This is a genomic window from Erwinia sp. S43 (assembly GCF_016624745.1).
Lineage (GTDB): Bacteria > Pseudomonadota > Gammaproteobacteria > Enterobacterales > Enterobacteriaceae > Erwinia > Erwinia coffeiphila.
Window position 1 is genome coordinate 375,807 of sequence record NZ_JACVTX010000003.1, and the last position, 24,841, is coordinate 400,647.

Below are 24,841 nucleotides of genomic sequence, written 5' to 3' on the forward strand. Positions count from 1 at the left end.
CTTTAACCGCGATTGATTTTCTGTACAATGACGCCAGATCTCTGCCCATGCCGACGTAATCATCTAATTACAGATGATTAATTTAAAAGTCAGGCATAGACTTCATTACGGAAATATTGATTAAGGAGAACCCATTACATTTACGTGGTTTAAGTGATAGCCTGCCGCGCAACCACTTTGCACAATTAAAACACAGATCAAGTTACCTCAATAATACCTTTTCTGCCTTCAGGTAGCGGGATATTTCCGCTCGCCTTAAGGCCGGGAATTTTATGGACGATACGCAGTTTTATTGAAGAGACGTCATTATTTATGAAAATTTTTTCTGTTTTAATCCTTAGCTTTTTACTGTGTTCTTGCTCGCTGAAATTGGGGAATGAAAAGAAAGGCGGTGCAATTGAATATCTTGAAAAAAATTACAGCACCAAAACACGCATGCCGTTTCCGGGCGGTGGCGTTTACCTGAATATGGAGCGCTATCTCTATCCGATGGTGGTGAAGTATTGCTACAACCAGAACGCGCAACTTATCGATAACTGGTGCGTTGACCAGAATCAAAAACCGCTGTTCCGTATTACCAACAGCCCGGGCGGCACGGTGCCGGTCTATGTAAACGGCACCTCGTTCAACACCCCAATGGCCAGCTTCCTCGAAGTTGTTGAGCGAAGTGACTCAATGACCGATGCAGAATGGCTGGCGGCAGCGATCAATAAATACGAATTCGACCCTAAGAAAATTGCCGCCGGCATTCAGGCGCAGAAGGAATAACCCGCGTTTGATTATCCCGTGTGCAGCAGTCTGGCAAGCCGCTGCTGCACATCAACACAGCCCGTCAGCACCAGGTTTCCATTCAGCAGGCCGTTGTCTTCAAGAAACGCATTACTTTTCCCTCCCGCTTCTTCAATCAGCAGCATTCCCGCCAGCGCATCCCAGCTGTTCATATGCTCTTCGTAGTAGGCATGTACCTGCCCGGCGGCGACATGTGCCAGCATCAGCGCCCCCGCCCCGAAGCGACGATACTCAATGCCAGCGTTAAGCAGCACGTCAATGGTGCGGCTGTAGCTTTCCACCGGCGCGCGGCTGGAGCGGCCCAGCCCCACGACCACCGCCTCCGCATCCGGCTCACGCAGGCGCAGTCGTTTCTCATTGAGGAAAGCGCCCTGCCCGCGGCGGGAGAAGAAAAACTCATTGCGGTCCGGCGCGTAAATAATCCCCATATCGACGACATTCTTGCGGACGTAAGCCAGTGAGATGCACCAGTAATCCATACCAAGAATATAGTTAGTGGTGCCGTCAATCGGATCGATCACCCAGATCCCCTGCTCCCCGCCCTGCAGGCCGCTCTCTTCGCCGAGAAAACCGTCCTCAGGCCGATGCGCCTGCAGCCACCCTTTGATTTCCTCTTCCACAAACAGATCCGCATGGGAAACAAAATCCTGGCGGGCCTTTTTGTCAACTTTTAGCCCCGCATCCCGCAGCACCTGCGCCTGCTTACCCAGTTGTCGAATCAACGTACACAATGACTGTTGCTGCTCTTCGGTCATGCCTTGCCCTTATATGATGGATGGCGACGTGCGCCGGTGAATAAGTGCCACCTTCACCCAGAGGGTACGTGAAGGTCGTTGTGGGTCGCTGGCTCTTTCCAGCAGGCAGGCGAGAGCCTGGTGGGCAATTTCAGCGACGTCCTGATGGAGTGTGGTGAGCTGATAACTAAGCTGCGCGGTCTGCGGCGTGTTGTCGAAGCCGATCAGCTGAAAATCTTCCGGGGCCTGCCTGCCGCGCTGCTTCATACCGTCAAGAAAACCCAGCGCCAGCTGCGCGTTCGCGCAAAAGACACCCAGTGAGTCAACGTCCTGACCGGCTGCTGCCCGCAACCCTCCGTCATAGCCCTCTTCCGGCGCGATCAGCGGCAGTAAATCATATTCGGTATCAATGCCCAGATCGGCCAGTGCCAGCCGGAATGCTTCACCGCGCATCCTGCCCGCCCAGGTGGAATCCTGATTATTTAACCAGCCAAATCGTCGGCAACCGGCCCGATACAGCTGTTCCGCCGCAAGGATTGCGCCCGCAGCGTTATCCGAGCAAACGTAATCCACAAACGGGATATCCGGCTGGCGGTTAATGCCCACCACCGGGATCTGTTGTTCAACGCATTCATTCACCAGCGCTTCCGGCGGCTTACCGGAAGTGACGATCACTCCGGACACCCGAAACTGCGTGAAGCGGCGCAGCGTTTCGGCCAGATCCGCTTCACTGCGAATTTCGGCCACCAGCGCCTGAAAGCCGCGCCGCTGAATTTCACTGAGCAGCCCGTCCAGCAGGCTGCTGCGAAACGGATCGCCAATGCGCGAAACAATCACCCCAATCAGATGGCTGCGTCGCCGGTTCAGCCCCTGAGCCAGAAAATTCACCTGATAGCCCAGCTCTTCTGCGGCGCGCAGCACCCGTTCCCTGGCTTCCGGCGAGATACTGCCGTTGTTGCTCAACGCGCGGGAAACCACCGCACGCGAAACACCCGCGCGGCGGGCAACGTCCTGAGCGGTAACGCTCTGCTTACGTAACGACGATGTCAAAACGGGTTCCCTCGCAAAAAAGTTTTCGCCCTTAATTAAATTGTCACAAAGACACGACAAAGTAGGCTCACATAATGTCGAGCCAACATTGCATTTTTTTTACATCAAGATGAACACGTGTTCACAGAAGCAAAAAAATGCCAGCAAACAGAGATTGCGGAAACGGACATGAGTTATTTAACTATCTCCCGGCTGAAAATCAGCTACGGTGAAAAAGTGGTGCTGCATAATATCGATCTGGCCGTAGAGAAAGGCGAGATGATCGCCCTGCTCGGCCCGTCCGGCTGCGGTAAAACCACCTTATTAAATGCGCTATGTGGATTTATTAACGTTAACGCTGGCGATATTTCGATTGCCGGTAGAGATATTACCCACAGCGCGCCGGAACAGCGCAATATCACCATGGTATTTCAAAGCTATGCGCTTTGGCCGCATCTGACGGTAGCAAAAAATATCGGCTACGGCCTGAAGCTGCGGAAATGGCGGCGTGATGATATTGACCGCCGGGTCAACGAACTGCTGCACATCGTGAATTTAAGCGGCCTGGCGGAGATGAAAGTGACCGAACTGTCCGGCGGCCAGCGGCAGCGCGTGGCACTGGCACGAGCGCTGGCCATTGAACCGGACGTGCTGGTGCTGGACGAACCGTTATCCAATCTGGATGCCAAAGTCCGCCTTAACGTGCGCCATGAAATAAAAGCGCTGCAAAAGAAACTGGGCTTTACCTCATTAATTGTCACCCACGATCAGCAGGAAGCGCTGGTGATGGCCGACCGCATCGCGGTATTGAACCAGGGCAAAATTGAACAAATTGGTACGCCGGAAGATATTTATCAACGCCCTGCGACGCCGTTCGTCGCCGATTTTATGGGTGCCGATAACAAATTATCCTTCAACGATATTCAGGCCAGTGCAGACATGGCTCTGCATATTAACGGCAATTATTTATCCGCCTCCAGTCAGCAGCAAATCGTTTATTTCCGCAGTGCCGATGCCGGTCTGTCTGAATTAAATTGCACGCCGCAAGACAGCGGCCTGACCGTCGAGGGCGTAGTTGAGCAAAGCGCGTTCCTTGGCAATTTATATCGCCACAGCGTGCGCTGTAATAACCATCTGCTGCTGGCAGATGCCGGTATCTGCTGGCCGCCGCAAACGCCGGTCAGACTGCACGTTCCGGCTTCGGCACTGCACGTTTTTACTTCATCTCATGTTCGTTAATTCCATCGTTTTCATCCTGGGGAAAAACCATGTTTACTAAAAGCAAAGCGGCCGTTGTTGTTGCCCTGTTTTTGAGCTACGGCGCACAGGCCGACACCATCCTGAACGTTGCCACCGCGGGCGATCAGAATATGGTGGACTACGTTAAAACCTGGCTGGGGCCGAAGTTCGAAGCCGCGCATCCGGGGGTTAAGGTTCAGGTTGTGGGTACGGGTCCTGGCGATGCCGGATCGAACAAAATCATTGAAAAGCTGAGCGCACAGAAAGAAAGCGGCGCGAAAACCTGGGATATCGACGTTGCCGTGGTGCATCAGAAAGCCGGTGGCGAACTGGTGGAAAAAGGGCTGCTGGAGAAATATCGCCAGCAGATTAAAACCGGCTCAATGGTGACCGCCGACAACGCTAAGAACGCGCTGGGTGTAAACGTGGACGGCTACGTCATGCCGATGTTCTTAAGCCAGACCGCCATCGCCTGGAACAGCGACACGGTGAAAACGCCACCGGCATCCTACGATGAGCTGGTTGCCTGGGCGGCAAAAAATCCGCAGGCGTTCGGCTATAACGGTATTAAAAACGGCATGTCCGGCGTCAGCTTCGTCGCAGGCTGGATTTACGCCTACGGCACCGATGCGCAGCGCCTCTCCTCCCTGCCTTACGACAAGGGCGTGGAGAAAAACTGGGGAGAAGCCTGGCAGAAGCTGAAGGCGTTTAATAAGAACGTGACCTTTACGCCGGGCAACGCGGGAACGCTGGATATGCTGAGCCGTGGTGAAATCAGCATGGGCCCGGTGTGGGTGGATATGTTCTACAGCTGGAAAGATCAGGGCAAGCTGCCACCGTCAATCAAGCTTTCCCTGCTGGCACCGGGTATGCCGGGGCAGCCGATGTACTACGTCACGCCAGCAAAAGCGGCTCAGCCGCAGCTGGCTCGGGAATTTATCGAACTGGCCACCAGCCCGGAAATCCAGGCAGAAGGCATTGTGAAGCAGTTTAACTGGTATCCGGGCATTGATGCCGAGCACGTAAAACCGAAGCTGGATGCGGCCACGTGGCAGAAGCTGTTTGCTGAAATCTCCCCGCAGGCGCTGGCAGAATACGGTAAGAGCTTCCCTATCACTCCGTATTTTGACGACATCAAAGAAGGCTATGAGAGCCAGGTTTCTAACTGATTGACTTCTGATGCTCAGGTGCGGCCTGCCGCCCTGAGCTTTTCTACTTGCTGATGTCAGGTTTGCTATGCGTATTTCGCTGAAATATTTGCTGCTGGTCGCCCCGGCGGCGCTGATGATTGCCGTGCTGTTTCTCTATCCGCTCGGTTTTTCGCTGATTGCCGCCTTTACCCGCGATGCACACGAATTCACCTTCGACCATTTCCGTAAGGTTTACTCGCTCTATTCCGGCGATATTCTGTTTACGCTGGTTATCGTGCTGATTTCCGTCGCCCTGCTGGCGCTGTTCTCCATCACGCTGTCGGCGGTGATTACCTTATCGCCCTGCCGCCCGATTGTGCGTACGCTGGCGTTTTTATACCGCCTGCCGCTGTTTATTCCCTTTATCGTTGCCGCGCAGATGATGCGCACCTTCCTGGCAAAAAACGGCCTGATGAACAACGCGCTGGTTTCTGCCGACCTGCTGACCCCGCTGGAAACCGTCTCCTGGCTGGGATGGAAGGGCATTATTATTACCTTTGTCTGGAAGCAGCTGGCGTTTGCCACTCTGCTGATTTGCGGCGGGATGGCCGCACTGGATCAGCCGCAAATTCTGGCGGCACGCAATCTGGGCGCTTCCCGCCCGCGTATTCTGTTTGACATTATTCTGCCGCAGGTGCTGCCAGCTATTGGCGTGGCCCTGGTACTCTCCACCGTCACTATGATGTCGGTGCTTTCCGTTCCAATGATGATCGGCACCGGCACGCCGACGATGATCACCGTGGATATGGCCTTCCGGGTGAATTCCTACAGTGACTACGCCGTGGCTAACGCGCTGGGCGTGGTATCGCTGCTGATTTGTGGCGCGCTGTCCTGGTTTTATCTGCGCCACAGCCTGCGCCAGAAAGGAGGCGAAGCATGAAAGACGTTATCCTGAAAGACGCAGCAATTCCGTTGAAAAAACGCAGGCGATTTGGCCTCAGCCTGCCGCTGCAAACGCTGCTGCTGGTATTTATGCTGCTGATTATGGCAGGGCCGCTGCTTAACCTGCTGATCTGGACGGTGGCGGAAAGCTGGTTCTTCCCGCACAGCCTGCCCAGCCAGTGGGGACTGAAATACTGGTATCAGGTGTTCAGCCCGTACAGCGATGTTTCGGGATCGCTGCTGACCAGCGTGTTTATTGCCGTGCTGTCAGTACTGGTGTGCCTGCTGATTTCTATTCCGGCTGGCTATGCGCTCTCGCGCCGGGCGATGCCGCTGCGGGTGGCGTTTATGCTGCTGTTCCTGATCCCTCAGGCTTTCCCCAATCTGACGGTGTATATGAACATCGCGCGGCTGTTCTATCAGTGGGGGCTGAACGGGACGATTGCAGGCGTGGTGCTGGTACACAGCGTTCACGGTCTGATGTATTCGGTGTGGATCTGCGTAGCGGCCTTTGCCGCCGTTGATCCGCTGCTGGCTCGCGCCTCGCGTAATCTCGGTGCCGGACCCGTTTACACCTTCTGGCATATCGTGCTGCCGCAGGCGGCACCGGGGATTATCGCCGCCAGCATTTTTGTTTTTCTTGAATCACTGGACGAGTTCACCGGCACCTTCTTTGTTGGTGCGCCGGATATCTCCACCCTGCCGCTGCTGCTGTTTAACGCCAGCATGTCGGGTAACTACCAGATATCGTCGATTACCGCGCTGATTCTGCTGGTGCCGTCTTTACTGTTTATGCTGGTGATCCACAAATTTATGCGGCCGGAAATGCTGTCGAAGATAGGTAAATAGCAGGCGGGATAAAACATCGCCCCGACGGAACAGATTCCGACCGGGGCGAAAGAGTGATACTTAACGCTTAACCAGCGTGTTTCTTTTGCCGGGCTAATGCAAACCCGGCAATGTTTTTATTCTCTCCAGCCCAGACCCGGCGCAACGTGCTTCAGAATCGACTCAATCACGTGCACGTTATAGTTCACGCCCAGCTGGTTTGGCACGGTCAGCAGCAGCGTGTCGGCTTCGGCAATCGCCTCATCCTTCTCAAGCAGCTTGATCAGTTTGTCCGGCTCGGCGGCATAGCTGCGGCCAAAGATCGCCCGGGTTTTCTCATCCAGATAGCCGACTTTGTCGCCCTCTGCACCGCTGTTACCGAAGTAGGCGCGGTCCATATCGTTAATAAGCGCAAAGATGCTGCGGCTGACCGACACGCGCGGTTCGCGGGTGTGCCCTGCTTCCTTCCACGCTTCACGGTAGGCGCGGATCTGTTTCGCCTGCTGAATATGGAACGGTTCGCCGGTTTCATCATCCTTCAGCGTTGAGCTTTGCAGGTTCATCCCCAGCTTTGCCGCCCAGACGGCGGTGGCGTTAGAGCCTGCGCCCCACCAGATGCGCTCGCGCAGCCCTTCAGAGTAAGGTTCCAGGCGCAGCAGTCCCGGTGGGTTCGGGAACATTGGCTGTGGGTTTGGCTTACCGAAGCCTTCACCGCGCAGCACGTCCAGCAGCTCTTCGGTATGGCGGCGCGCCATATCCGCTTCGGTTTCACCTTCGCCAGGCTGGAAGCCAAAATAGCGCCAGCCGTCAACGACCTGCTCAGGGGAGCCACGGCTGATGCCCAGCTGCAGGCGTCCACCGGAGATTAAATCAGCCGCACCGGCATCTTCAGCCATATACAGCGGGTTCTCATAGCGCATATCGATCACGCCAGTACCAATTTCAATTTTTTTGGTTTTGGCACCCACTGCGGCCAGCAGCGGGAACGGCGCGCTCAGCTGACGGGCAAAGTGATGCACGCGGAAGTAAGCGCCGTCGGCACCCAGCTCTTCAGCTGCGACCGCCAGGTCGATGGATTGCAGCAGCGCATCAGCGGCTGAACGGGTTCCGGACTGAGGTGAAGGTGTCCAGTGACCAAATGACAGAAATCCAATCTTTTTCATAATCGTTACCTTCCGCGTGAAATTTAAGATGCTGTATCAGTGTATGCATTGATAATAAATCTCATGCAGCACGCAGCGCAAACCGTCATTTTTCGTCATCAACAACAAAAAATTTCAACAAGTGAAAAATGTCGCCGCCACGACTCCGGTTTATGTCCGGGGAGGAAGGAACTCAGGAACAAAGCGCGGATTGCCGCGAATCCGATCGGCTGTCTTACTTTTCCCACAGCTCACGCAAGCGCGCACCCAGAGCGTTGAAATCCTGTTGATGAGCGTCAGGAAAACCACTGGTTGACGTTTCGATGTTATGCATTAAGGCCGCCTCGCAGGTGGCATCATCATTACGACAGGCCAACTCGTTCCCGTCTTCGTTATCTTTATAACTTGAAGCGTAAACAATGAACGTCTTCAATAATGGGCGCACTTTGATTTTGGCAATATTTTCAACGGAGATGGTTTTCGCTTTCAGCAACGGATTGCCAATGAGATTAAGAGTAAAGTTATTAAATACCTCTGGCCGGAACATGGATGATGTCAAAAAACACTTGCTCATTGACGGTATCCCCAACGTATAGGTGCCCACCTGACAAATAGCATCAATACTGTCGCCTTTACCTAACTCCAGATAAACAGGATCGTTTTTATTGATCTGCAAATGGATCCCCTCAAGGGCACTCATTCGCGACACACGATCAACGGCAACGATATAGCCATTGCCAAAAGCATTTTCATTGATGGAGCTAATCTCTCCTTTAATACGAATACTGTGATTGGTGTATTTCTTCTTAGCGGCCAGTTCGTTGCGTTCGTAAGCGGCGCGGATCTCGCTGGGTTTCAGCGGGCCGATAAAGTAAGCGTCGAAAGCGGAGGGTTTATCGTGTTTAAACAGCTCGGCCTCAAAGCGGGCGGCCTGCAACATATAGTTATCGAATGCGTCGTTATTGCGGGGTTTGAGAAAGTCCGATTCATCTGCACTGGCAAAACCCGAGCAGATTAACAGCAAGGGCAACGCTAACTTCTTTAGCATGAGATCATCCCAGAAGGTAATAAGGTCAATAAAACGTTTTGTTTTTAATATTAAAAAAGGCCCGCACATTGCTGCACGAGCCTGTATATATTGCCTGAAAAAATTATTTCAGACGATAAGCAACAACGCTGTCACCCTGCTGGGTGCCCAGCGAACCGTGACCACCCGCAGCGATAACGACGTACTGTTTGTTATCGCTACCCATATAGGTCGCTGGCGTTGCCTGGCCACCGGCCGGCAGCTCGGTCTGCCACAGCAGTTCACCGGTGTTGATGTCGTAGGCGCGGAAGAAGTTATCCGCCGTTGCGCCATGGAACACCACATCACCAGCCGTGATCAGTGGACCACCGTGCGCCACCATGCCCATCGGGAAACCGATTGGGAAACGGCCCGGCAGGAAGGTGGTGTTCAGGTTTTTAGTGGTGCCAACACGGCGCAGCCATTCGGTTTTGCCCGTCGTCAGATCCACACCGACCATGCGGCCCCAAGGTGGAGCAATACACGGAATGCCCAGGCTTGAAGAGAGCTGCTGGATGTGGATAGCATAGTCACCCTGGAAGTTCTCGTTCCAGTACGGCGTACCGTCTTTGGTGAACAGGCGCTTGTCGGCCGTTTCTGGCGTACGTTTGATCAGGTTGTACTTATAGGCCAGACGAACCGGTGAAGCAATCAGGATCTGGCGCTCAGGATCGACCGCCACAGAACCCCAGTTGAACACGCCAATATTGCCCGGGAAGACGATTGAACCGCGTTCGGTCGCTGGCGTCCACGGATTACCGTCATAGCGCAGCGATTTGAAATCAATACGGCAGGCCATCTGATCGAACGGCGTCAGGCCCCACATCGCTTTTTCAGTCAGCGGGTCCGGAATGAAGTTCAGTTTTGACACTGGCTGAGTGGCAGAGAACTTCTCGCCCGGCACACCGCCTTCCGTAGACACATCCACCTGATTAATCGGATACACCGGCTGGCCGGTCAGGCGATTAAGGACAAACAGGTTGCCGGTTTTCGTCGGCAGGATCACGACAGGCTGTTTCTGGCCCTGATAGTCGATATCCAACAGCGAAGGCTGAGACGGGTTATCGCGGTCCCAGAGATCGTGTTTAGAGGACTGGAAGCGCCATTTGAACGCACCGGTTTTCAGATCCAGCGCCACCAGGGTATCGCGGAACTTCTCGGTGTTACTGTCGGCATTACGCTCAATACCCAGCTCATCCGGGGATGCGTTACCAAACGGCACGTAGACCAGACCGTTTTTCAGGTCAGCGCTCAGCGTGCCCCAGGCAACCGGCGTATCCTGCGGATAGGTTGCGTCAGCAGCGATCGGCTGGGTCAGCTCCGGGTTAGCCGGGTCAAAGTTCCACACCAGACGGCCAGTAATCACGTCATAGGCGCGGATCACGCCTGACGGGTTGCCGCTGTTGTAGCCGTTGTCCATCACGGAACCGCCAACAATCACCAGATTACCCGCCACCAGCGGTGCAGCCGTCTGCATCAGCGCGTGTGGACGGATGGTGCCCATGTTAGCACGCAGATCCACCACGCCGCCGTTGCCGAAGTCAGCACACAGCTTGCCGGTATCCGCATCCAGCGCCACCAGACGTGCGTCCGTGGTCGCATTGAAGATGCGTTTACGGCAGATTGCCGGGCTGGCTGCGGTGGTATCGGCCGGTGCCACAGAACCATCGTAGTAGCTCACGCCGCGACAGGTCTGGTGCTGCTGCAGATAAGACGGATCTTTCGCCGGCTGATATTTCCACTTCAGCTCGCCTGTTTCCGGGTTAAGCGCATGGACTTCGTTATGCGGCGTACAAAGATACAGTGCGCCGTTCACCTTCAGCGGCGTCGCCTCGAAGGTGTATTCGCTGGCGTCCTGGGACGGATCGCGCAGGTCACCGGTGTGATAGGTCCAGGCCACGTCCAGTTTATTAACGTTATCTTTGGTGATCTGGTTTAACTGGGAAAAACGCAGGCCGTCGGTCGTACCGCCGTAGGCTGACCAGTCATTTTTTGCCAGCTCGGTCTGCACAGGTTTGCGCTCGTTGGTGATATCACCCGCTTTCGGCAGCGGATCGTAGAACATCATGCCGACGACCAGGGCCACGATCAGAATCAGGGTGGTCCCCAGGAAAGGATGGAAACCGCGGGCGCGGCTGCCCTGCTGTGCTTTATACAGCGGGCGGACAACCCACGGCATCGCCAGCCACAGACCTATCAGGCCAATGATGTCACCGCGTGGAATCCACTGCCACTTATCAAAGCCCACTTCATAAATCATCCATGCAAGGACAATCCACATCAGTACGGCATAGATAGACAGCGCGATTTTTTTGTTCAAAAACAGTGTTACTGCGGTCAGCAACAGTCCCAGCGCCATAATGACGTAGAACGGCGTTCCCCCGACCATCAGCAACTGACTTCCCATGTACAGCATGGCGATCCCGACGATCGCGATGACTATACTGGTTAGCTTATTAACCATGACAATCCCTCAATGTGTTGCGAAAATACTCAATTAAATTTACGTAGACTTACAGTAAACGCACATTAATTTAACTAAAAAAATAAGATAAAAAAACAATTTAATTTTAGTAATACCCGTAAACAATTCCGCAACGGAATTATTTTTATCAAAAGAGCAGTTTTAAATATCACCCAGCAGTTTATTTTTGGAATTTAAATCCAAAAACTTCGCCATACGTTGCAGGCTTTACCTGGGTTTTGCGAACGGCCTCGATTGTTAACAATTTATGTCAAAACCCGGGCCAAAAATCCCTGACACTCCCGTTATCCTCGCCGTGAGCAATATTTATCCACAACACTTGCAAGTACGAAAAGCATCGTACACAATAGGAGCCGCAAAAATGAGATTCAGGGACGTCAAACGCAGGGCAATACACTGCCTCACCGAGGGAGCATACGATCACCAAACCCGGGGCAATATTGATGTGAAAAATCTGTTTGCAACCGGGCAAGTCAGTGAAGCATGGGTCATTGACCTTATCGGCGGTACATCCGGTGAACATTACCAGTGCTCGCCGCATCATCAGGACAGCAGTATTGATGTCCACATTTTTAAACCCTGGCGGCTGGGTCAACGCTGGTATGTGAAATTCTTTTTTTTAGAACCGGACATCATTTTTATTAGCGTGCATATCTGCACAGCAGGAGAACGATCATGAAGATTGTGAAAGAAGGCGATACACGGAACGTCCTGTGTCATAACTGCGGTAAATCAACGGCAACCTATCTGCTGCGTGATGTTGATTTCAGCGATCGCAGCGGCGCGGTTAAAAATATTCTGGCGGCCGTCTGTAACGGTTGTCAGCAGGTCGTTTCTATCCCGGCACAGTGCACGCCGCAGATCAAACAGGCGTTTGATCAAAGCCGGCAGCCGCTGGAAGTCAGAGTTCCGGCGCACTTTCTGGATATTCTTAACGTCGCGACACAGAAGATCGACGAATCCCTTGGCGAGGAGTTTAGCAAGACGCTGATCCTCTATTACCTGCATGCGCTGATCAGCGGACGCTATACAAAGGATGAACTGAAATCGCTGTTAAACAGCGAACTGGCACAGGCGAAAGCATCAAAACGCCTGTCGATGAAGATCAGCCCCCGGCAAATGGCAGAGCTGACGGCCCTGATGCAGCAGCAAAACCTCAGCAAAATATCGGATGTGGTGAAAGCGGTGATCCTGAAAATCAATCAGGATCTGGTACAGGAGAAAAACCTCAGCGGCCTTGCTGAGCTGCGCAACGTGGCCGCGGCATTTTGCTGACAGGCTGCTCTACGGCCCTGCGTCTTAACCCTTTTACAGACGCGGTGCCCTGCCCGCCCACGCTGCCAGCGGCGGTAGCTCCAGACTGCTGCGGAAATCCGCGCCGCGATAGTCTTCATCCAGCAGCTGCCGTTTGCGCAGCTCAGGCAGCAAGCCGTTAAGCAGCAGATCCTGCTGCTCCGGCTGCCCCAGCCCGTGCAGTGAGATCACATCGAGCACGCCGGCGCGGTAGCGCTCCTCAATGGCATCGGCCAGCGATTCAGGCGTCCCGGCCACAAACCAGTGCCCGGTTTCCTCTGCGGCAATAATCAGCTGGCGCAGGGTATGCCCTTCGCGGGCAAAACGAGTGAAAATCTCGGCCCGTCCACGACGCCGGTTAATGCTGGCCAGCTCCGGCAGCCGGTGTGAAGGAATAGTGCCATCCAGCGGTAAATCGTGCAGATCAACGCTGCCGCCGAGCATATCCGCCAGCCGCAGGCGGCCGCGCTGATAATCAATGCGCTGGTGCTTCTCTTCCAGCCTGCGCGCCACATCCGCCGGGCTTTCACCGATGATCGAATGGAACGAATTCATGATTAACGGGGCAGAAGGCCGTTCGAATTGCTGCGCACGCTGACGTACATCGCTGACAAAAGCCTGTGCGGCACTCAGCGTAGGCTGCGAAGTGTAAATGACCTCAGCATAGCGCGCACCCAGTGTGATCCCGGCCTCCGACTGTCCGGCCTGGAACTGTACCGGTCGGCCCTGCGGCGGCGGCGGCACGTTTAGTGGCCCGGCCACCTGGAAGAAATCACCGCGATAGTTCGCCGGATGCAGCCTGGTGTGATCAACTTTCGCACCGCCGCTGGACAGTCTGCTAACGGCAGCCGGATCGTTAGCGTCAAAAAGCGCGTTGATCACTTCAATAAATTCGGTGGCGCGCGCGTAGCGGCTTTCCGGCGAGGGCAGTTCACTGCCACCAAAATTTTCCTCGCCGACAGATGAGGTGACGGCGTTCCAGCCTGCACGACCGCCACTGATATGATCCAGCGTGCCAATTAATCGGGCAAGATTGTAAGGGTGCTGAAAGGTGGTGGTCACGGTAGCAATCAGGCCAATCTGTCGCGTCACCTGGCTTAGCGCCGCCAGGACGACTATCGGGTCCTGGCTACCGGTGATCCCCGCCAGCCCGGCAGGATCGCTTTGAAGCAGATCGGCGGTAAACAGCCCGGTGATTTTTTCGCGTTCGGCAATTTTTGCCAGCGCCACGGCGCGATCGATGCCGTAAGTCACCGGTGAATCGGCAGCGGCATAAATCGCACTGCTCGCGCCCACCAGCGTTTTTAACCGTCTTTTCTCTCCACCAGCCACCGTCTTCCCCTTATTTATCACCCTGTTCAGAGGGTTAAAACATAGCGGGATGGTATTTTAGCGCCACCAAGAAAAATGAATGTCTATGGGCGAAATTCAGCTAAAGGTACGTTATCCGCGCAGGGATTTTGGCGAAACACCAAATTTTTTGCGAAAGGCGACGGAAAAATGCGCCGGGGTGTAGCCCACGCTGTAAGCCGCCGTGGATACGCTGACTTCCCCTTCGGTCAGCATCCGCCACGCGGTATCCAGCCGCAGATTTTGCAGATACTCAAAGACGCTTTCACCGAACTGACGGCGGAAGCCGACGGTCAGCTTACGGGTGTTAAACCCTACGCTCAGCGCCAGTTCAGCCAGCGACGGCGGGTTAAGCATGCGTTCCGCCAGCAGCTTTCTCGCCAGATGCAGCTTGTCGATATCGCTGTTCGACAGGCGCAGCGAACCTGCTTCCTGTACCGGCCGTGAGATCAAAGAATCCAGCGCGTGGGCCATAATTTCCAGCGCCTTACCGGAAAGGAACAGCGCTCTGGACAATCCCTGCATCGGGCAGGTCGCCACCTGGGCATGCAGCGATTTGATGGTGGCGGACGCCTCCAGCACCAGCAGGCGCGGCCCGCTGAAGCGCCGGGACTGAAAAGATGCCTCCAGCTGCTGTTGAAATTCACTGTCGATATGGTTGGCGACGGCGGCTGGCGTCAGGGCGATGGTGGTGTAATCCAGCTGTCGGCCAGGCTCGAAGCGCTGGCGGCTCTCCCCTTCCTGCTGATTCCACACCGCGCAAACGCAGGGACCGGTGATGTGCTGCCTGCCGGAACCGGGCAGATCGCAAAGCAACTCTCCTCGATCGACGACGATGAGCTTCAGGCCCGGTACTAGCTGTTCCTGTAACCATTCGTCTTTCTCAGGCCGCAGCGAACCGCTGCTCATGGCAATGGTGCCGTCAAACATGGCGTGGCTTGCAGGTAGAGGAAGCGCGCTTTCAGGCACGCTGTCGCTGAACTTGTTCATGGCACTGTCCGTTAATTTAGGCGGGTTTTCACCGGGCGTGGCAATCACCTAATGAAATCGATTCTCATTCTCACATTACCAGCCTCACCGCGTGCCGTCCACCTCAAGACGAAAGTCTTTTTTTGGTAACCTTATAATTAACATGTCTTTATTGACCGTAGCCGCGTTCAAAAATCGAAAGAAATAGTCGCGCCAGCGAAAGCCTCCGGCGTTGCCGAAAATCCCCCTCTGGCGAGAATAGTCAGCGCTTATTTCACAGTAAAAGCCGGGGAGGCTCTGGTGTCTGACTATAACAAACATAAATTTTCAACGATCGCCGCCTGCGTGGCCCTTGCCACGCTCGGTTTGTCAGCGACACTCCGGGCGCAGCAGCCCGCCGATGAACAAACGCTGACGGTGACCGCCGACGACAGCGCAAAGCCGAACGAAGGCTATGTGGCAAAACAGAGCCGAACCGGCAGCCGTACCAACAGCTCGGTGGTCGCCACACCGCAGTCGCTGAGCGTGATCGGTCGCGATGAGCTGACCGACCGTAATGTGCAAACCACCACCGAAGCGCTGCGCTACACACCCGGCGTTTTTACTTCTACATCGGCAATCAACTCTCGTTTTGACTACTTCAGCATTCGCGGCTTTGATGCCACGCTGAACGGCGCGCTGCTGGACGGCCTGCGATCCACTTCAGCACAGTCCTACGTTCGCTATCAGCCCTACGGTATGGAAAGCATCGACGTGCTGCGCGGCCCGGCCGGGTTCATGTACGGCAGCGGTTCACCCGGTGGCGTGGTTAACGCCGTCAGCAAGCGCCCCACCGAAGATTCGCGCCACGAAGTGGGCGTTCAGGTGGGCAATCACGGCCGCTATCAGGGGCAGTTTGATGTCTCCGGTCCGGTGACCGATGATAAATCCGTGCTCTATCGCGTCGTTGGCGTCGGCCGCGACAGCAATACCCAATTTAACAACGTGCCGGACGACACGATGTATCTGGCACCGTCGCTGACCTGGAAGCCAAATACCGATACCTCGCTGACGCTGCTCTCTTCATTCAGCCGCGACACCTTTGGCCCGCCGCGCAGCTACACGCCGATTTACGGTACGCTGCTGAGCAACCCGAACGGAAAAATCCCGCGCAACCAGTACCTCGACGGCAGTAATCTCGACAACCACATTACCCAGTTCAACGTCGGCTACGAACTGGATCACCGCTTCGATAATATCTGGTCGGCGCATTCCGCCGCGCGCTACAGCTATACCGATCTGCTGACACAGACGTATTCCGGCGCGGGCCTGGATACGGATATGCGCACGCTGAAACGCAGTGCCTACCAGTTCGGCATTATCGGCAAGATTCTGGCGACGGATAACAACCTTAAGGCCGAGTGGGATGCGGGCCCGGTGCGCGGCACCTCGGTGGTGGGCGTGTCCTATCGCCGCACCGGCGAGGATTACTACCTGAACTACGGTGCTGCGCCGTCAGTTGATATCTACAACCCGACCTACGGTGGGCGCTTCACCACGCCATCGACCACGTTCACCAGCACCTATCAGACCGCCGATGAAACCGGGGTGTATCTCAGTAATACGCTGGCGCTGGCCGAAAGACTGATGCTCGACCTCTCCGCCCGCGAGGACTGGGCGTCGGTCCACACCGCTAACCGGGTGAGCAACACCAGCACCGATCAGAACGATCACCACTTCACCTGGCGCGCGGGACTGACGTGGCTGACCGATATCGGCGTGGCCCCGTACGTCAGCTACACCACCTCATTCGCGCCGGTACTGGGCACCAATAAGTTGACCGGAGCCACCTTCAAGCCGACCACCGGTAAACAAATTGAAACCGGGGTGAAGTATCAGCCGGAAAGCTTCGACGGCCTGTTTACTCTGGCGTGGTTCGATCTCAAACAGGACAACGTCACCATCACCAACCCGCTTAACGCACTGGATACATTGCAGTCGGAACAGATCACCTCTAAAGGCATTGAGGCATCCGCCAGTGCCAATATCACCCCGGCGTTTAAAGTGATTGCCAGCTATACGTGGAACGATCTGGAAAACAGCAAATCTGCCAACGAGAGTTTAGTGGGTAAAACCCCGACCGGACTGCCGGAACAGATGGCATCGCTGTGGGGCGACTACAGCATCCAGCAGGGGCCGCTGGCCAGCCTCGGCATCGGTGCGGGCGTGCGCTACGTAGGCAAAACCTGGGCCGATTCCGCTAATACAATCCGCGTGCCGTCCTACACCGTGGTGGATGCCGCCGTGCATTACGATCTCGGCCAGCTGAACAGCTCGCTGAAAGGGGTCAGCGCCGCAGTCAACGTCAACAACCTGTTCGACAAAGACTATTACTCAACCTGCTCTTCCACCTCGTGCAATCAGGGTACCGATCGCACCGTCGTGGGCAGCGTCAGCTACCGCTGGTAAGGATATAACATGATGATGTTACTTCGGGCAGGCTCCCCTGCCCGCGGTACGTTCAACGTACTGCTAATGGTATTTCTGCTTGCAGCCTGCGCGCTGTTCACCACCGCCCGCGCCGCTGAAAACAGCAGCGTGACGGTGACCGACATGCTTAACCGCACCGTAACCCTGCCTGCGCCTGCGAAGCGCATCGTGCTGGCCGAAAGCCGCCACATCATGACACTGGCGCTGCTGGATAACGATCCGCTGTCCAGCGTGGTCGCCTGGGGCACCGATCTGCAACGCTATTCGCCCGCCACCTGGCAGGCGCTGAAGCAGCGCTTCCCGCAGGCGGCATCGATCCCTGAGATTGGCGATCTGAACAGCGGAACGTTCTCAATGGAGGCGGCCATTGCAGCAAAACCCGACCTGGTGGTGTTTACGCTTTATGGCCCGATCCCGGACGGTCTGAGCAAGCTGGATGCGGCCCATGTGCCTTATATTTTTGTCGACTTCTTCCGTCATCCGCTGACCAAAACCGTTCCCAGCATGCGCATGCTCGGCAGGCTGACCGGCCACGAAAAGCAGGCCGAGGCCTTTATCGCCTTTTACCAACAGCATATGGACGAAATAGCGAAGCGGGTGGCGAAAGAGACCACGCGGCCAACGGTGTTCTTCCACCTTAACCCTGGCGGTGAAGAGTGCTGCTTTACCTCCGGCAAGGGCAATATGAGCGACTTTATTGCCGTGGCGGGCGGTGAAAACCTCGGTGTGAAAACGCTGAATCAGGCGATTGGCAAACTGAATCTGGAATACGTGCTGGCGCAGAAGCCGGACTTCTATCTGGCCGGCGGCGGTTCCAGCGTCAGCCGTCAGGGGCTGAACGTCGGGCCTGGCGTCTCAGCAGCAGAAAGTGCCCGCTCGCTGAAGGTGATTGTCTCGAATCCGTCGCTCGCCAGCCTGTCGGCGATCCACAACCGCCAGGGCGCGGGGATCTGGCTGTTCTTCTTCGATAATCCGCTGTTCTTTATCGGCGTGGAGGAGATGGCGAAAATGCTACACCCGGCGGCCTTTGCCGATATCGACCCGGCAAAAACCTTCGACGAACTGAACCAGCGCTTCCTTGCCTTCCCGCTACAGGGTTCATTCTGGACCACGCTGAACGGCCAGGAGTAAAAAATGCAAAAGCCAGTTGCCGGTCTGACTGGCCCTTTACTGCCTCATCTGCTGCTCAATGGGATGATTCATCTGCTGATAATTGCCTGCTACGGCGCGCAGGCGTGGCTGACCGCCGATGCGCTTTACATGCTGATGCAACAGGGGCTGGCCGCCGACATTGCTCCACCGCTGGTGATGCTGGCGGTGACGATCCTGCTGCGTGCACTGCTGCTGTGGCTGAGTGAGTATACCGCTCAGCGTATTGCGCTGGCCTGTAAGGTTCATCTGCGGGAGAGGCTGTTGAATCAGCTGGTGCGCTTTGGTCCCGGCCTCACGCTGCTGCATCCCGGTAGCGATATTCAGGGTACGGTTAACGGCGGCGTAGAAGCGATGGAAAGCTATTACAGTCGCTACCTCCCCGCCCTGTTCAGCGCGCTGTCTGGCTGTAGCCTGATTGTGCTGACGCTGGCCGTTGTCGACTGGCGGTCGGCCCTGCTGCTGGGATTTTTCACCCTGGCCTTTCCGCTGCTCGACGAGCTGTGGATGCGCTGGCAGATGCCGAAAGCCAGTGGCGTATTTACTGCGATGGGCGCTTTTGCCGCCACGCTGCTGGATGCGCTACAGGGTCTGCTAACGCTGAAGGCGTTCGGTGCGGTAACGCCGTGGCGCGCCCGGCTCGCCGGACAGGCATTGGATTTGCGCAAGGCGTCGATGGCCACGCTGAAGGTGATTCTGATGCGCGGCGGCATCACCCGACTGGTCAGCCTGAGCGGCATGGCGCTGGTGCTGGTTTTCAATGCCTGGCGCGTGGTGGAAAACGATTTATCACCGTTTGTCCTGCTGCTGACGCTGTTCCTCGCCCGGGAAGCGTTTCGCCCGCTTATCCGGCTGGAAAACGCCTTTCACACCGCCTGGGCGGCGGGCGGTGCCGTCGGCCCGATCAACGATCTGCTGACGTTGACCGCGCCGGTCGATGAGCCGCCGGTGCCAAAGGCAAAGCCGCAGCGCCATGATATTCGCATCGAACACCTCAGCTTTCGCTATCCGCAGGGCAACCTGGCGCTGTCGGATGTATCGCTGACGGTCGCCGAGGGGCAGTTCGTGGCTCTCGTTGGCCCCTCGGGTGCCGGTAAATCCACCTTCGTCACCCTGCTGCTGCGCTGCTTTGATGCCAATGCCGGTGCGATCCTCGTCGGCGGCGTTGATATCCGCCAGCTGTCGCTGCACAGCCTGCGGGAAATGATCGGCGTCGTTTCGCAGGAGGTGTTTCTGTTCCACGGCACGCTGGCTGAAAATCTGCGCATGGCCAAGCCGGACGCCTGCGTTGATGAACTGATGGCTGCCGCCGAGGCCGCGCAGCTGGGCGAGTTTATTGCCGGACTGCCGCTGGGTATGGATACGCCGATTGGTGAGCTCGGCGCGAACCTCTCCGGCGGGCAGCGACAGCGGGTGGCTATCGCCAGGGCATTGCTGAAAGATGCCCCTATTTTAATCCTTGATGAAGCCACCTCCAGCCTGGATGCCGCCAGCGAACGTGCGCTGCGCGATGCCCTGGCCCGGCTGCGCAAACACCGTACAACGATCGCCATCGCCCACCGGCTGGAAACCATTCAGGACGCCGACCGCATTCTGGTATTCGACCAGGGTAAGCTGGTGGAACAGGGCAACCATCATCAGTTGAATACTGCCGGTGGTCGCTACGCGCAGCTGATGGCCGCCCAGGGAGAAGCACCATGAAACAGCGCGGGCACGGCGGCATCGCCGGACTGCTGAGCATGATGCGCGGCCGGTATTGGCTGCTGGCCATGGCGGTCATCTCCGGCGTGCTGGCTCAGGGCGGCACGCTGGCCTGCATGGCAATAAGCGGCTGGATTGTCGGTATCGCCGTAAGCGGCGATACGGTCTTACTGCCCCGGGCATGCGGCTGGCTGGGAGTGCTGGTGCTGTTCACCGCCGCCGTCCGCTGGTGGCAGGCGTGGGTTTCCCACGATCTGGCCTTTGCGCTGATCGAGAAGCTACAAATGGCGATTTTCGACGGGCTCGAACGTTCCGCACCGGATAGCGCCAGCGGCCAGCGGCTGGGCGATCTGGCGACCGTTGCCACCGCCGATGCCGAACTGATGGAGCGTTTTTACGCCCATACGCTGGCGGATTACGTCGGCGCGATTGTGGTGCCGCTGGCCGCACTGATCGCGCTGTGGCAGCTCGACCCGCTGCTGGCTGGCGTAATGCTGCCGTTTTTACTGCTGGTCGCGACCGTGCCGCTCTGGCTGGCGCACCGTGCTGCCTTACAGGGCCAGCAGATGATGCACGAACAGGGGCAGCTGAATGCCGACACCGCTGAGTTTATCCACGGTCAGCGCGAGCTGGCGGCGTTTGGTCAGTCAGCCGCCTTTATGCAGCGGCTGCTTAAACGCTCCCGCCGAGTGGGCAGTATGCAGCAGCGCTACGGCTCCCGCAGCGGGCTGGAATTCGCGGCGGTAGATGCGTTGAGCGCGGGGGCGGTGCTGGCACTGATTGCCGCCGCCAGCACGCTACTGCACGCGGGCAGCCTCTCACCGCTGTGGCTGCCGCTGGTACTGGTACTCGGTGTGGGTGCGCTGCTGCCGATTGTTGATGTGACGCAGACCGCCAGCCAGCTCGGTGAACTGCGGGCCGGTGCCGCCCGGATTATGCGTATTGTCGATTATCCCGCGCGGGTGAAAGACAGCGGTAGCGCACCGCCACCGAATCGCCACGATCTGGCCTTCAGTGCAGTGTGGTTTGGCTATGCCGCACAGCGCCCGGTTCTACAGGGGCTGTCGGCGTCGATTCAACCCGGTGAAATCGTGGCGCTGGCGGGCCGTTCCGGCGCGGGAAAAAGTACACTGGTTCATCTGCTGCTGCGCTTTTATGACGTGGATGACGGCGGAGCAATAACTCTTGGCGGCACCGATATCCGTTCAATGTCGCTGACCGCTTTGCGCCAGCTAATCAGCTGGGTACCGCAGGAGGTGTATCTGTTTAACGGCACCGTTGCCGATAATATCCGCCTGGGCCGCCCCGATGCCAGCACGCAGCAGATCGAAGAGGCCGCGAAACTGGCACAGGCACACGGCTTTATCAGCGCACTGGCGGATGGCTATGACAGCGACTGCGGCGAACGCGGCAGTCGTTTTTCCGGCGGCCAGCGGCAGCGTATCGCCATTGCCCGAGCCCTGCTGACCGGCGCACCCTTTCTGATCCTTGATGAAGCTTCCGCCAGCCTGGATAACGAGAACGAACAGGCCTTTCACCGGGCGCTAAGCCAGCTGCGGGAGAAACGGACTGTTTTGCTGATCGCCCATCGTCCGGCCACCCTGCGCCAGGCCGATCGGATATTGCTGCTCGAAAACGGGGTCATTGCCGAGAACGGCACGCATGATGCGCTGCTGGCATCAGGAGGGAAATACGCTGCGCTGATAAAAAAGGTTGCCGCTGACTGACCCTCGCAGGCATCATGCTGCCCTCAGTCGCGGAGCCACCCGTACTCCGTTTGTCGTATTGCCGAAGACTCACCATGACCAATCGCTTTTTCCCGACCGCCGTCGGGCTGTATCTGAATTATCTGGTTCACGGTATGGGCGTGTTGCTGATCACCCTGAACATGCCGCACCTTGAGCAGCAGTGGCATACCGATGCCGCAGGTGTTTCGGTGGTGATTGCCTCACTGGGCTTTGGCCGCCTGATGGTGCTGTTTGTTTCCGGTATGCTTTCCGATAAATTTGGCCGTCGGCCGTTTATCCTGCTCGGTATCCTGTGCTACATCGGCTTTTTCTTCGGCATTGTTTCGGCACAAAGCGTGGTTACCGCCTTTGCCTGCGGACTGCTGGCCGGGGTAGCCAACAGTTTCCTGGATGCCGGTACCTACCCGGCGCTGATGGAAGCGTTTCCTCATTCTCCCGGTACGGCCACCATTCTGATTAAAGCCTTTGTCTCTGCGGGCCAGTTTCTGCTGCCGTTTATCATCTGGGGGCTGATGCTGAGCCACAGCTGGTTCGGCTGGTCGTTTATGGTTGCCGCCGCCATTATGCTGGTTAACGGAATTTTCCTGCTGCGGCGGCCGTTCCCCGCTCACCGACCGCCGCAGGCAGCCAGCCCCGGCGGCAAAAGTCTGATACTGGAAGACAGGCGCGCATTGGCCGACATCATCTGCTTTACGCTGTTTGGCTATATTTCCATGGCTACCTTCTACCTCGTCAGCCAGTGGCTGGCGCAGTTTGCGGAATTTGTCATTTTAATGCCGTATTCGGCCTCTATTCAGCTGCTCAGCGTCTATACCGTGGGGTCGCTGAGCGGCGTATTTATCACCGCGCTGCTGGTAAACCGGCTGGTCAACTCGCTGCTTCTGTTGCGTATTTATACCTTTATCTCCCTGCTGGCGCTGCTGGCGATCAGCCTTTATCCCAGTGCGCGGATTATCGCGCTGTTCGCTTTTGTCATCGGCTTTTCGGCGGCGGGCGGCGTAGTGCAGCTGGGACTGACGGTGATGGCGATGAAGTTCCCGCAGGCCAAGGGAAAGGCCACCGGGATTTACTACAGCGCGGGCAGCCTCGCCACGTTTACTGTCCCGCTGATCACCGCCCGCCTGTCGCAGCACAGCATTGCCAGCATTATGTGGTTTGACGTCGGCATGGCCGGTGCAGGGTTTGCGCTGACCCTGTTAATCGGCGGGCGACGCCGCCTGATGCTAAGCGCGCGAAGAGTAAGTTAAGCCGAAATCCGGCAGAACCCAGAACAGGGTAAGCGCCAGCGCCAGGACATACAGCGGTACGGTCATCGCCAGCGCCAGATGCATGCCGTGCAGGGAAAACGTGCTGTTGCCTAAAAAGCTGCCCAGTATCGCCACCCCCATCACGCTTCCGCTCTGTCGGGCAGCGTTGATGATCCCTGACGTCACCCCGCCCTGACCGGGCAGCGCCGATGACATACAGACCGCCACCGTGGCCGGTGCCGTCGCCGACATACCAAAGCCAACCAGCAGCATGGGGATAAGCACCGCCGTGTAGGAGCTAGTTGAGTGGGTAAACATCAGCCAGATAAGCCCGGTTAATGTCGTGCTCAATCCCACCATCATCGGCACGCCCGGTCCGGTTTTGGCTACCGCGCGGCCACAGTAAAAGGCCGTCACCGCCATCACCACCGCCTGCGGCAGCAGCGCAAACCCTGTCGTGATGGTCGAGTAGGCTTTAACCTGTTGGAAGTAGAGGCTGATAACAAACAGCTGGCCGTAGAAACCTAAATTAATAATTAAGCCGACAGTCGTTGCCGCCGTAAACGCTCTGATGCGGAAAATCCCTTTTGGCAGCATCGGCGAAGCGGAAACCGCCTCGAGCAGAACAAACCCGGCTGCCGCTAAGGCACATAAAATAGCAGAGGTCATAACGCGCGATGAATGCCAGCCCACAGTGCCTGCTGTTATAAAGGTCCAGGCCAGCGCCCCCAGCGCGAAGGCAATCAGCAGCTGTGCCAGCGGCTTGATTTGGCGCGGCGTCACCTTCATTTCCGGGATAGTTTTCAGCGCCGCCCAGAGCGCGAAAATACCAAACGGCAGGTTAATATAGAAAGCGGAAGGCCAGCCAAAGGCGGCAATAAGTATCCCGCCAAGGACAGGACCGGTGGCGATGGCAACACCCCCGACGCCACCCCAAACGCCGAATGCCCTGGCGCGCTCGGCGGGCTGGGTAAAAATGCCCTGCAGCAGCGATAAAGAGTTAGCGACCTGTAGCGCCGCGCCGATCCCCTGAAGTACTCTGGCAAACACCAAGAATGGCAGCGACTGCGCCATGCCACAGAGCAGAGAGGCAACGGTAAAAAGCAAAACGCCAGTACAAAAAACCTTTTTGGGTCCGAAACGATCGCCCAGCGCCCCGGCGCTTAATAGCACGGCGGCAAAGGCGATGGTATAAGACGCAATCGCCCACTGTAACCCGCTAAGATTAACCCCCAGGCTCATTTTCAAACTGCTTAACGCCACATTGACCACGGTAGCATCCAGAGTGACCATAAAGAGACCCATTGAAACGATCGTTAATGCCGCCATGCGGTTTATTTCTCTGTTTTCCATTTTACCTGCTTTTTTATAACTGCCTGAATTGACATTGATTGACGGGAGTAACGTGCAACGATGACCATTGCCCCTACGTCCGACCTTATCGCGCACTCCCAGGCATGAAAAACGAGTTTTTGACACCTCAGCTTGATCGAATGTTATTCTTGCAGTTCATTTCCCGATTGCAGGTTTC

At 56.5% G+C, this 24,841-nt stretch carries 20 protein-coding genes; 12 read left to right on the forward strand and 8 right to left on the reverse strand.

What is annotated here, in order from left to right; all coding sequences use genetic code 11:
- Positions 1–312: 312 nt before the first annotated feature.
- Positions 313–768, forward strand: a complete 456-nt coding sequence (locus IBT47_RS06035; RefSeq protein WP_200559774.1) for a hypothetical protein — start codon at positions 313–315, stop codon at positions 766–768.
- An 11-nt stretch (positions 769–779) separates the two neighbouring features.
- Here IBT47_RS06035 and IBT47_RS06040 read toward each other — a convergent pair whose 3' ends face one another.
- A complete protein-coding gene (locus tag IBT47_RS06040; RefSeq protein WP_200559775.1) occupies positions 780–1,544 on the reverse strand; it encodes an inositol monophosphatase in 765 nt (254 codons plus the stop codon).
- A gap of 9 nt (positions 1,545–1,553) precedes the next feature.
- On the reverse strand, positions 1,554–2,573 hold the full coding sequence (locus tag IBT47_RS06045; RefSeq protein WP_200559776.1) for a LacI family DNA-binding transcriptional regulator: 1,020 nt from the start codon (positions 2,571–2,573) through the stop codon (positions 1,554–1,556).
- Positions 2,574–2,741: 168 nt separating this feature from the next.
- Between IBT47_RS06045 and IBT47_RS06050 the strand changes: the two genes are divergently transcribed.
- From IBT47_RS06050 to IBT47_RS06065, 4 genes are all read left to right on the forward strand, one after another.
- A complete protein-coding gene (locus IBT47_RS06050) occupies positions 2,742–3,791 on the forward strand; it encodes an ABC transporter ATP-binding protein (RefSeq protein WP_200559777.1) in 1,050 nt (349 codons plus the stop codon).
- A 29-nt stretch (positions 3,792–3,820) separates the two neighbouring features.
- Positions 3,821–4,960 carry an extracellular solute-binding protein gene (locus tag IBT47_RS06055; protein ID WP_200544283.1) on the forward strand — a complete coding sequence of 380 codons (1,140 nt, stop codon included), beginning with the start codon at positions 3,821–3,823 and terminating at the stop codon, positions 4,958–4,960.
- A gap of 67 nt (positions 4,961–5,027) precedes the next feature.
- Complete coding sequence (locus IBT47_RS06060; RefSeq protein WP_200559778.1) at positions 5,028–5,861, forward strand: ABC transporter permease; 834 nt, start codon at positions 5,028–5,030, stop codon at positions 5,859–5,861.
- Positions 5,858–6,712, forward strand: a complete 855-nt coding sequence (locus IBT47_RS06065) for an ABC transporter permease (RefSeq protein ID WP_105591566.1) — start codon at positions 5,858–5,860, stop codon at positions 6,710–6,712. The genes IBT47_RS06060 and IBT47_RS06065 overlap by 4 nt, the downstream gene beginning before the upstream one ends.
- Positions 6,713–6,828: 116 nt before the next feature.
- On the opposite strand, the gene IBT47_RS06070 is transcribed toward IBT47_RS06065, so the two are convergent.
- The 3 genes from IBT47_RS06070 to IBT47_RS06080 form a co-directional block, all read right to left on the reverse strand.
- Positions 6,829–7,854, reverse strand: coding sequence for an LLM class flavin-dependent oxidoreductase (locus tag IBT47_RS06070; RefSeq protein ID WP_105591565.1), 1,026 nt, complete (start codon positions 7,852–7,854; stop codon positions 6,829–6,831).
- Between the two features lie 214 nt (positions 7,855–8,068).
- Positions 8,069–8,881, reverse strand: a complete 813-nt coding sequence (locus IBT47_RS06075) for a hypothetical protein (RefSeq protein ID WP_200559779.1) — start codon at positions 8,879–8,881, stop codon at positions 8,069–8,071.
- A 103-nt stretch (positions 8,882–8,984) separates the two neighbouring features.
- Entirely contained in the window at positions 8,985–11,363 is a 2,379-nt protein-coding gene (locus IBT47_RS06080) for a membrane-bound PQQ-dependent dehydrogenase, glucose/quinate/shikimate family (protein WP_200559780.1), read from the reverse strand.
- 466 nt (positions 11,364–11,829) lie between these two features.
- On the opposite strand from IBT47_RS06080, the gene IBT47_RS06085 reads away from it, so the two are divergent.
- Together IBT47_RS06085 and IBT47_RS06090 are read left to right on the forward strand one after the other, a co-directional pair.
- On the forward strand, positions 11,830–12,063 hold the full coding sequence (locus IBT47_RS06085; RefSeq protein ID WP_234471722.1) for a hypothetical protein: 234 nt from the start codon (positions 11,830–11,832) through the stop codon (positions 12,061–12,063).
- On the forward strand, positions 12,060–12,659 hold the full coding sequence (locus tag IBT47_RS06090) for a hypothetical protein (RefSeq protein ID WP_200559782.1): 600 nt from the start codon (positions 12,060–12,062) through the stop codon (positions 12,657–12,659). Before IBT47_RS06085 ends, IBT47_RS06090 begins: the two co-directional genes overlap by 4 nt.
- A 33-nt stretch (positions 12,660–12,692) precedes the next feature.
- Here IBT47_RS06090 and IBT47_RS06095 read toward each other — a convergent pair whose 3' ends face one another.
- Positions 12,693–14,009, reverse strand: a complete 1,317-nt coding sequence (locus IBT47_RS06095) for an NtaA/DmoA family FMN-dependent monooxygenase (RefSeq protein ID WP_200559783.1) — start codon at positions 14,007–14,009, stop codon at positions 12,693–12,695.
- Positions 14,010–14,120: 111 nt separating this feature from the next.
- Positions 14,121–15,017: an AraC family transcriptional regulator gene (locus IBT47_RS06100; protein WP_200559784.1), complete on the reverse strand. Its 897-nt coding sequence runs from the start codon at positions 15,015–15,017 to the stop codon at positions 14,121–14,123.
- Positions 15,018–15,296: 279 nt separating this feature from the next.
- On the opposite strand from IBT47_RS06100, the gene IBT47_RS06105 reads away from it, so the two are divergent.
- The 5 genes from IBT47_RS06105 (at position 15,297) to IBT47_RS06125 (ending at position 23,310) form a co-directional block, all read left to right on the forward strand.
- The gene (locus tag IBT47_RS06105) at positions 15,297–17,444 is read left to right on the forward strand and encodes a TonB-dependent siderophore receptor (RefSeq protein ID WP_200559785.1); all 2,148 of its coding nucleotides are present in this window, start codon (positions 15,297–15,299) and stop codon (positions 17,442–17,444) included.
- A gap of 9 nt (positions 17,445–17,453) precedes the next feature.
- Positions 17,454–18,596 carry an ABC transporter substrate-binding protein gene (locus tag IBT47_RS06110; RefSeq protein WP_200559786.1) on the forward strand — a complete coding sequence of 381 codons (1,143 nt, stop codon included), beginning with the start codon at positions 17,454–17,456 and terminating at the stop codon, positions 18,594–18,596.
- 3 nt (positions 18,597–18,599) lie between these two features.
- On the forward strand, positions 18,600–20,315 hold the full coding sequence (locus IBT47_RS06115) for an ABC transporter ATP-binding protein (RefSeq protein WP_200559787.1): 1,716 nt from the start codon (positions 18,600–18,602) through the stop codon (positions 20,313–20,315).
- Positions 20,312–22,042, forward strand: a complete 1,731-nt coding sequence (locus IBT47_RS06120; protein WP_200559788.1) for an ABC transporter ATP-binding protein — start codon at positions 20,312–20,314, stop codon at positions 22,040–22,042. The genes IBT47_RS06115 and IBT47_RS06120 overlap by 4 nt, the downstream gene beginning before the upstream one ends.
- A gap of 74 nt (positions 22,043–22,116) precedes the next feature.
- The gene (locus IBT47_RS06125) at positions 22,117–23,310 is read left to right on the forward strand and encodes an MFS transporter (RefSeq protein WP_200559789.1); all 1,194 of its coding nucleotides are present in this window, start codon (positions 22,117–22,119) and stop codon (positions 23,308–23,310) included.
- Here IBT47_RS06125 and IBT47_RS06130 read toward each other — a convergent pair.
- Positions 23,287–24,663 carry an MFS transporter gene (locus tag IBT47_RS06130; protein WP_200559790.1) on the reverse strand — a complete coding sequence of 459 codons (1,377 nt, stop codon included), beginning with the start codon at positions 24,661–24,663 and terminating at the stop codon, positions 23,287–23,289. The genes IBT47_RS06125 and IBT47_RS06130 overlap by 24 nt on opposite strands.
- Positions 24,664–24,841: the final 178 nt, after the last annotated feature.

Coding starts and splice junctions, on each gene's coding strand:
- IBT47_RS06040 (WP_200559775.1), bottom strand. CDS start 1,544: ATGACCGAAGAGCAGCAACAGTCATTGTGTACGTTGATTCGACAACTG.
- IBT47_RS06035 (WP_200559774.1), top strand. CDS start 313: ATGAAAATTTTTTCTGTTTTAATCCTTAGCTTTTTACTGTGTTCTTGC.
- IBT47_RS06110 (WP_200559786.1), top strand. CDS start 17,454: ATGATGATGTTACTTCGGGCAGGCTCCCCTGCCCGCGGTACGTTCAAC.
- IBT47_RS06115 (WP_200559787.1), top strand. CDS start 18,600: ATGCAAAAGCCAGTTGCCGGTCTGACTGGCCCTTTACTGCCTCATCTG.
- IBT47_RS06125 (WP_200559789.1), top strand. CDS start 22,117: ATGACCAATCGCTTTTTCCCGACCGCCGTCGGGCTGTATCTGAATTAT.
- IBT47_RS06090 (WP_200559782.1), top strand. CDS start 12,060: ATGAAGATTGTGAAAGAAGGCGATACACGGAACGTCCTGTGTCATAAC.
- IBT47_RS06050 (WP_200559777.1), top strand. CDS start 2,742: ATGAGTTATTTAACTATCTCCCGGCTGAAAATCAGCTACGGTGAAAAA.
- IBT47_RS06060 (WP_200559778.1), top strand. CDS start 5,028: ATGCGTATTTCGCTGAAATATTTGCTGCTGGTCGCCCCGGCGGCGCTG.
- IBT47_RS06130 (WP_200559790.1), bottom strand. CDS start 24,663: ATGGAAAACAGAGAAATAAACCGCATGGCGGCATTAACGATCGTTTCA.
- IBT47_RS06055 (WP_200544283.1), top strand. CDS start 3,821: ATGTTTACTAAAAGCAAAGCGGCCGTTGTTGTTGCCCTGTTTTTGAGC.
- IBT47_RS06080 (WP_200559780.1), bottom strand. CDS start 11,363: ATGGTTAATAAGCTAACCAGTATAGTCATCGCGATCGTCGGGATCGCC.
- IBT47_RS06100 (WP_200559784.1), bottom strand. CDS start 15,017: ATGAACAAGTTCAGCGACAGCGTGCCTGAAAGCGCGCTTCCTCTACCT.
- IBT47_RS06075 (WP_200559779.1), bottom strand. CDS start 8,881: ATGCTAAAGAAGTTAGCGTTGCCCTTGCTGTTAATCTGCTCGGGTTTT.
- IBT47_RS06120 (WP_200559788.1), top strand. CDS start 20,312: ATGAAACAGCGCGGGCACGGCGGCATCGCCGGACTGCTGAGCATGATG.
- IBT47_RS06070 (WP_105591565.1), bottom strand. CDS start 7,854: ATGAAAAAGATTGGATTTCTGTCATTTGGTCACTGGACACCTTCACCT.
- IBT47_RS06065 (WP_105591566.1), top strand. CDS start 5,858: ATGAAAGACGTTATCCTGAAAGACGCAGCAATTCCGTTGAAAAAACGC.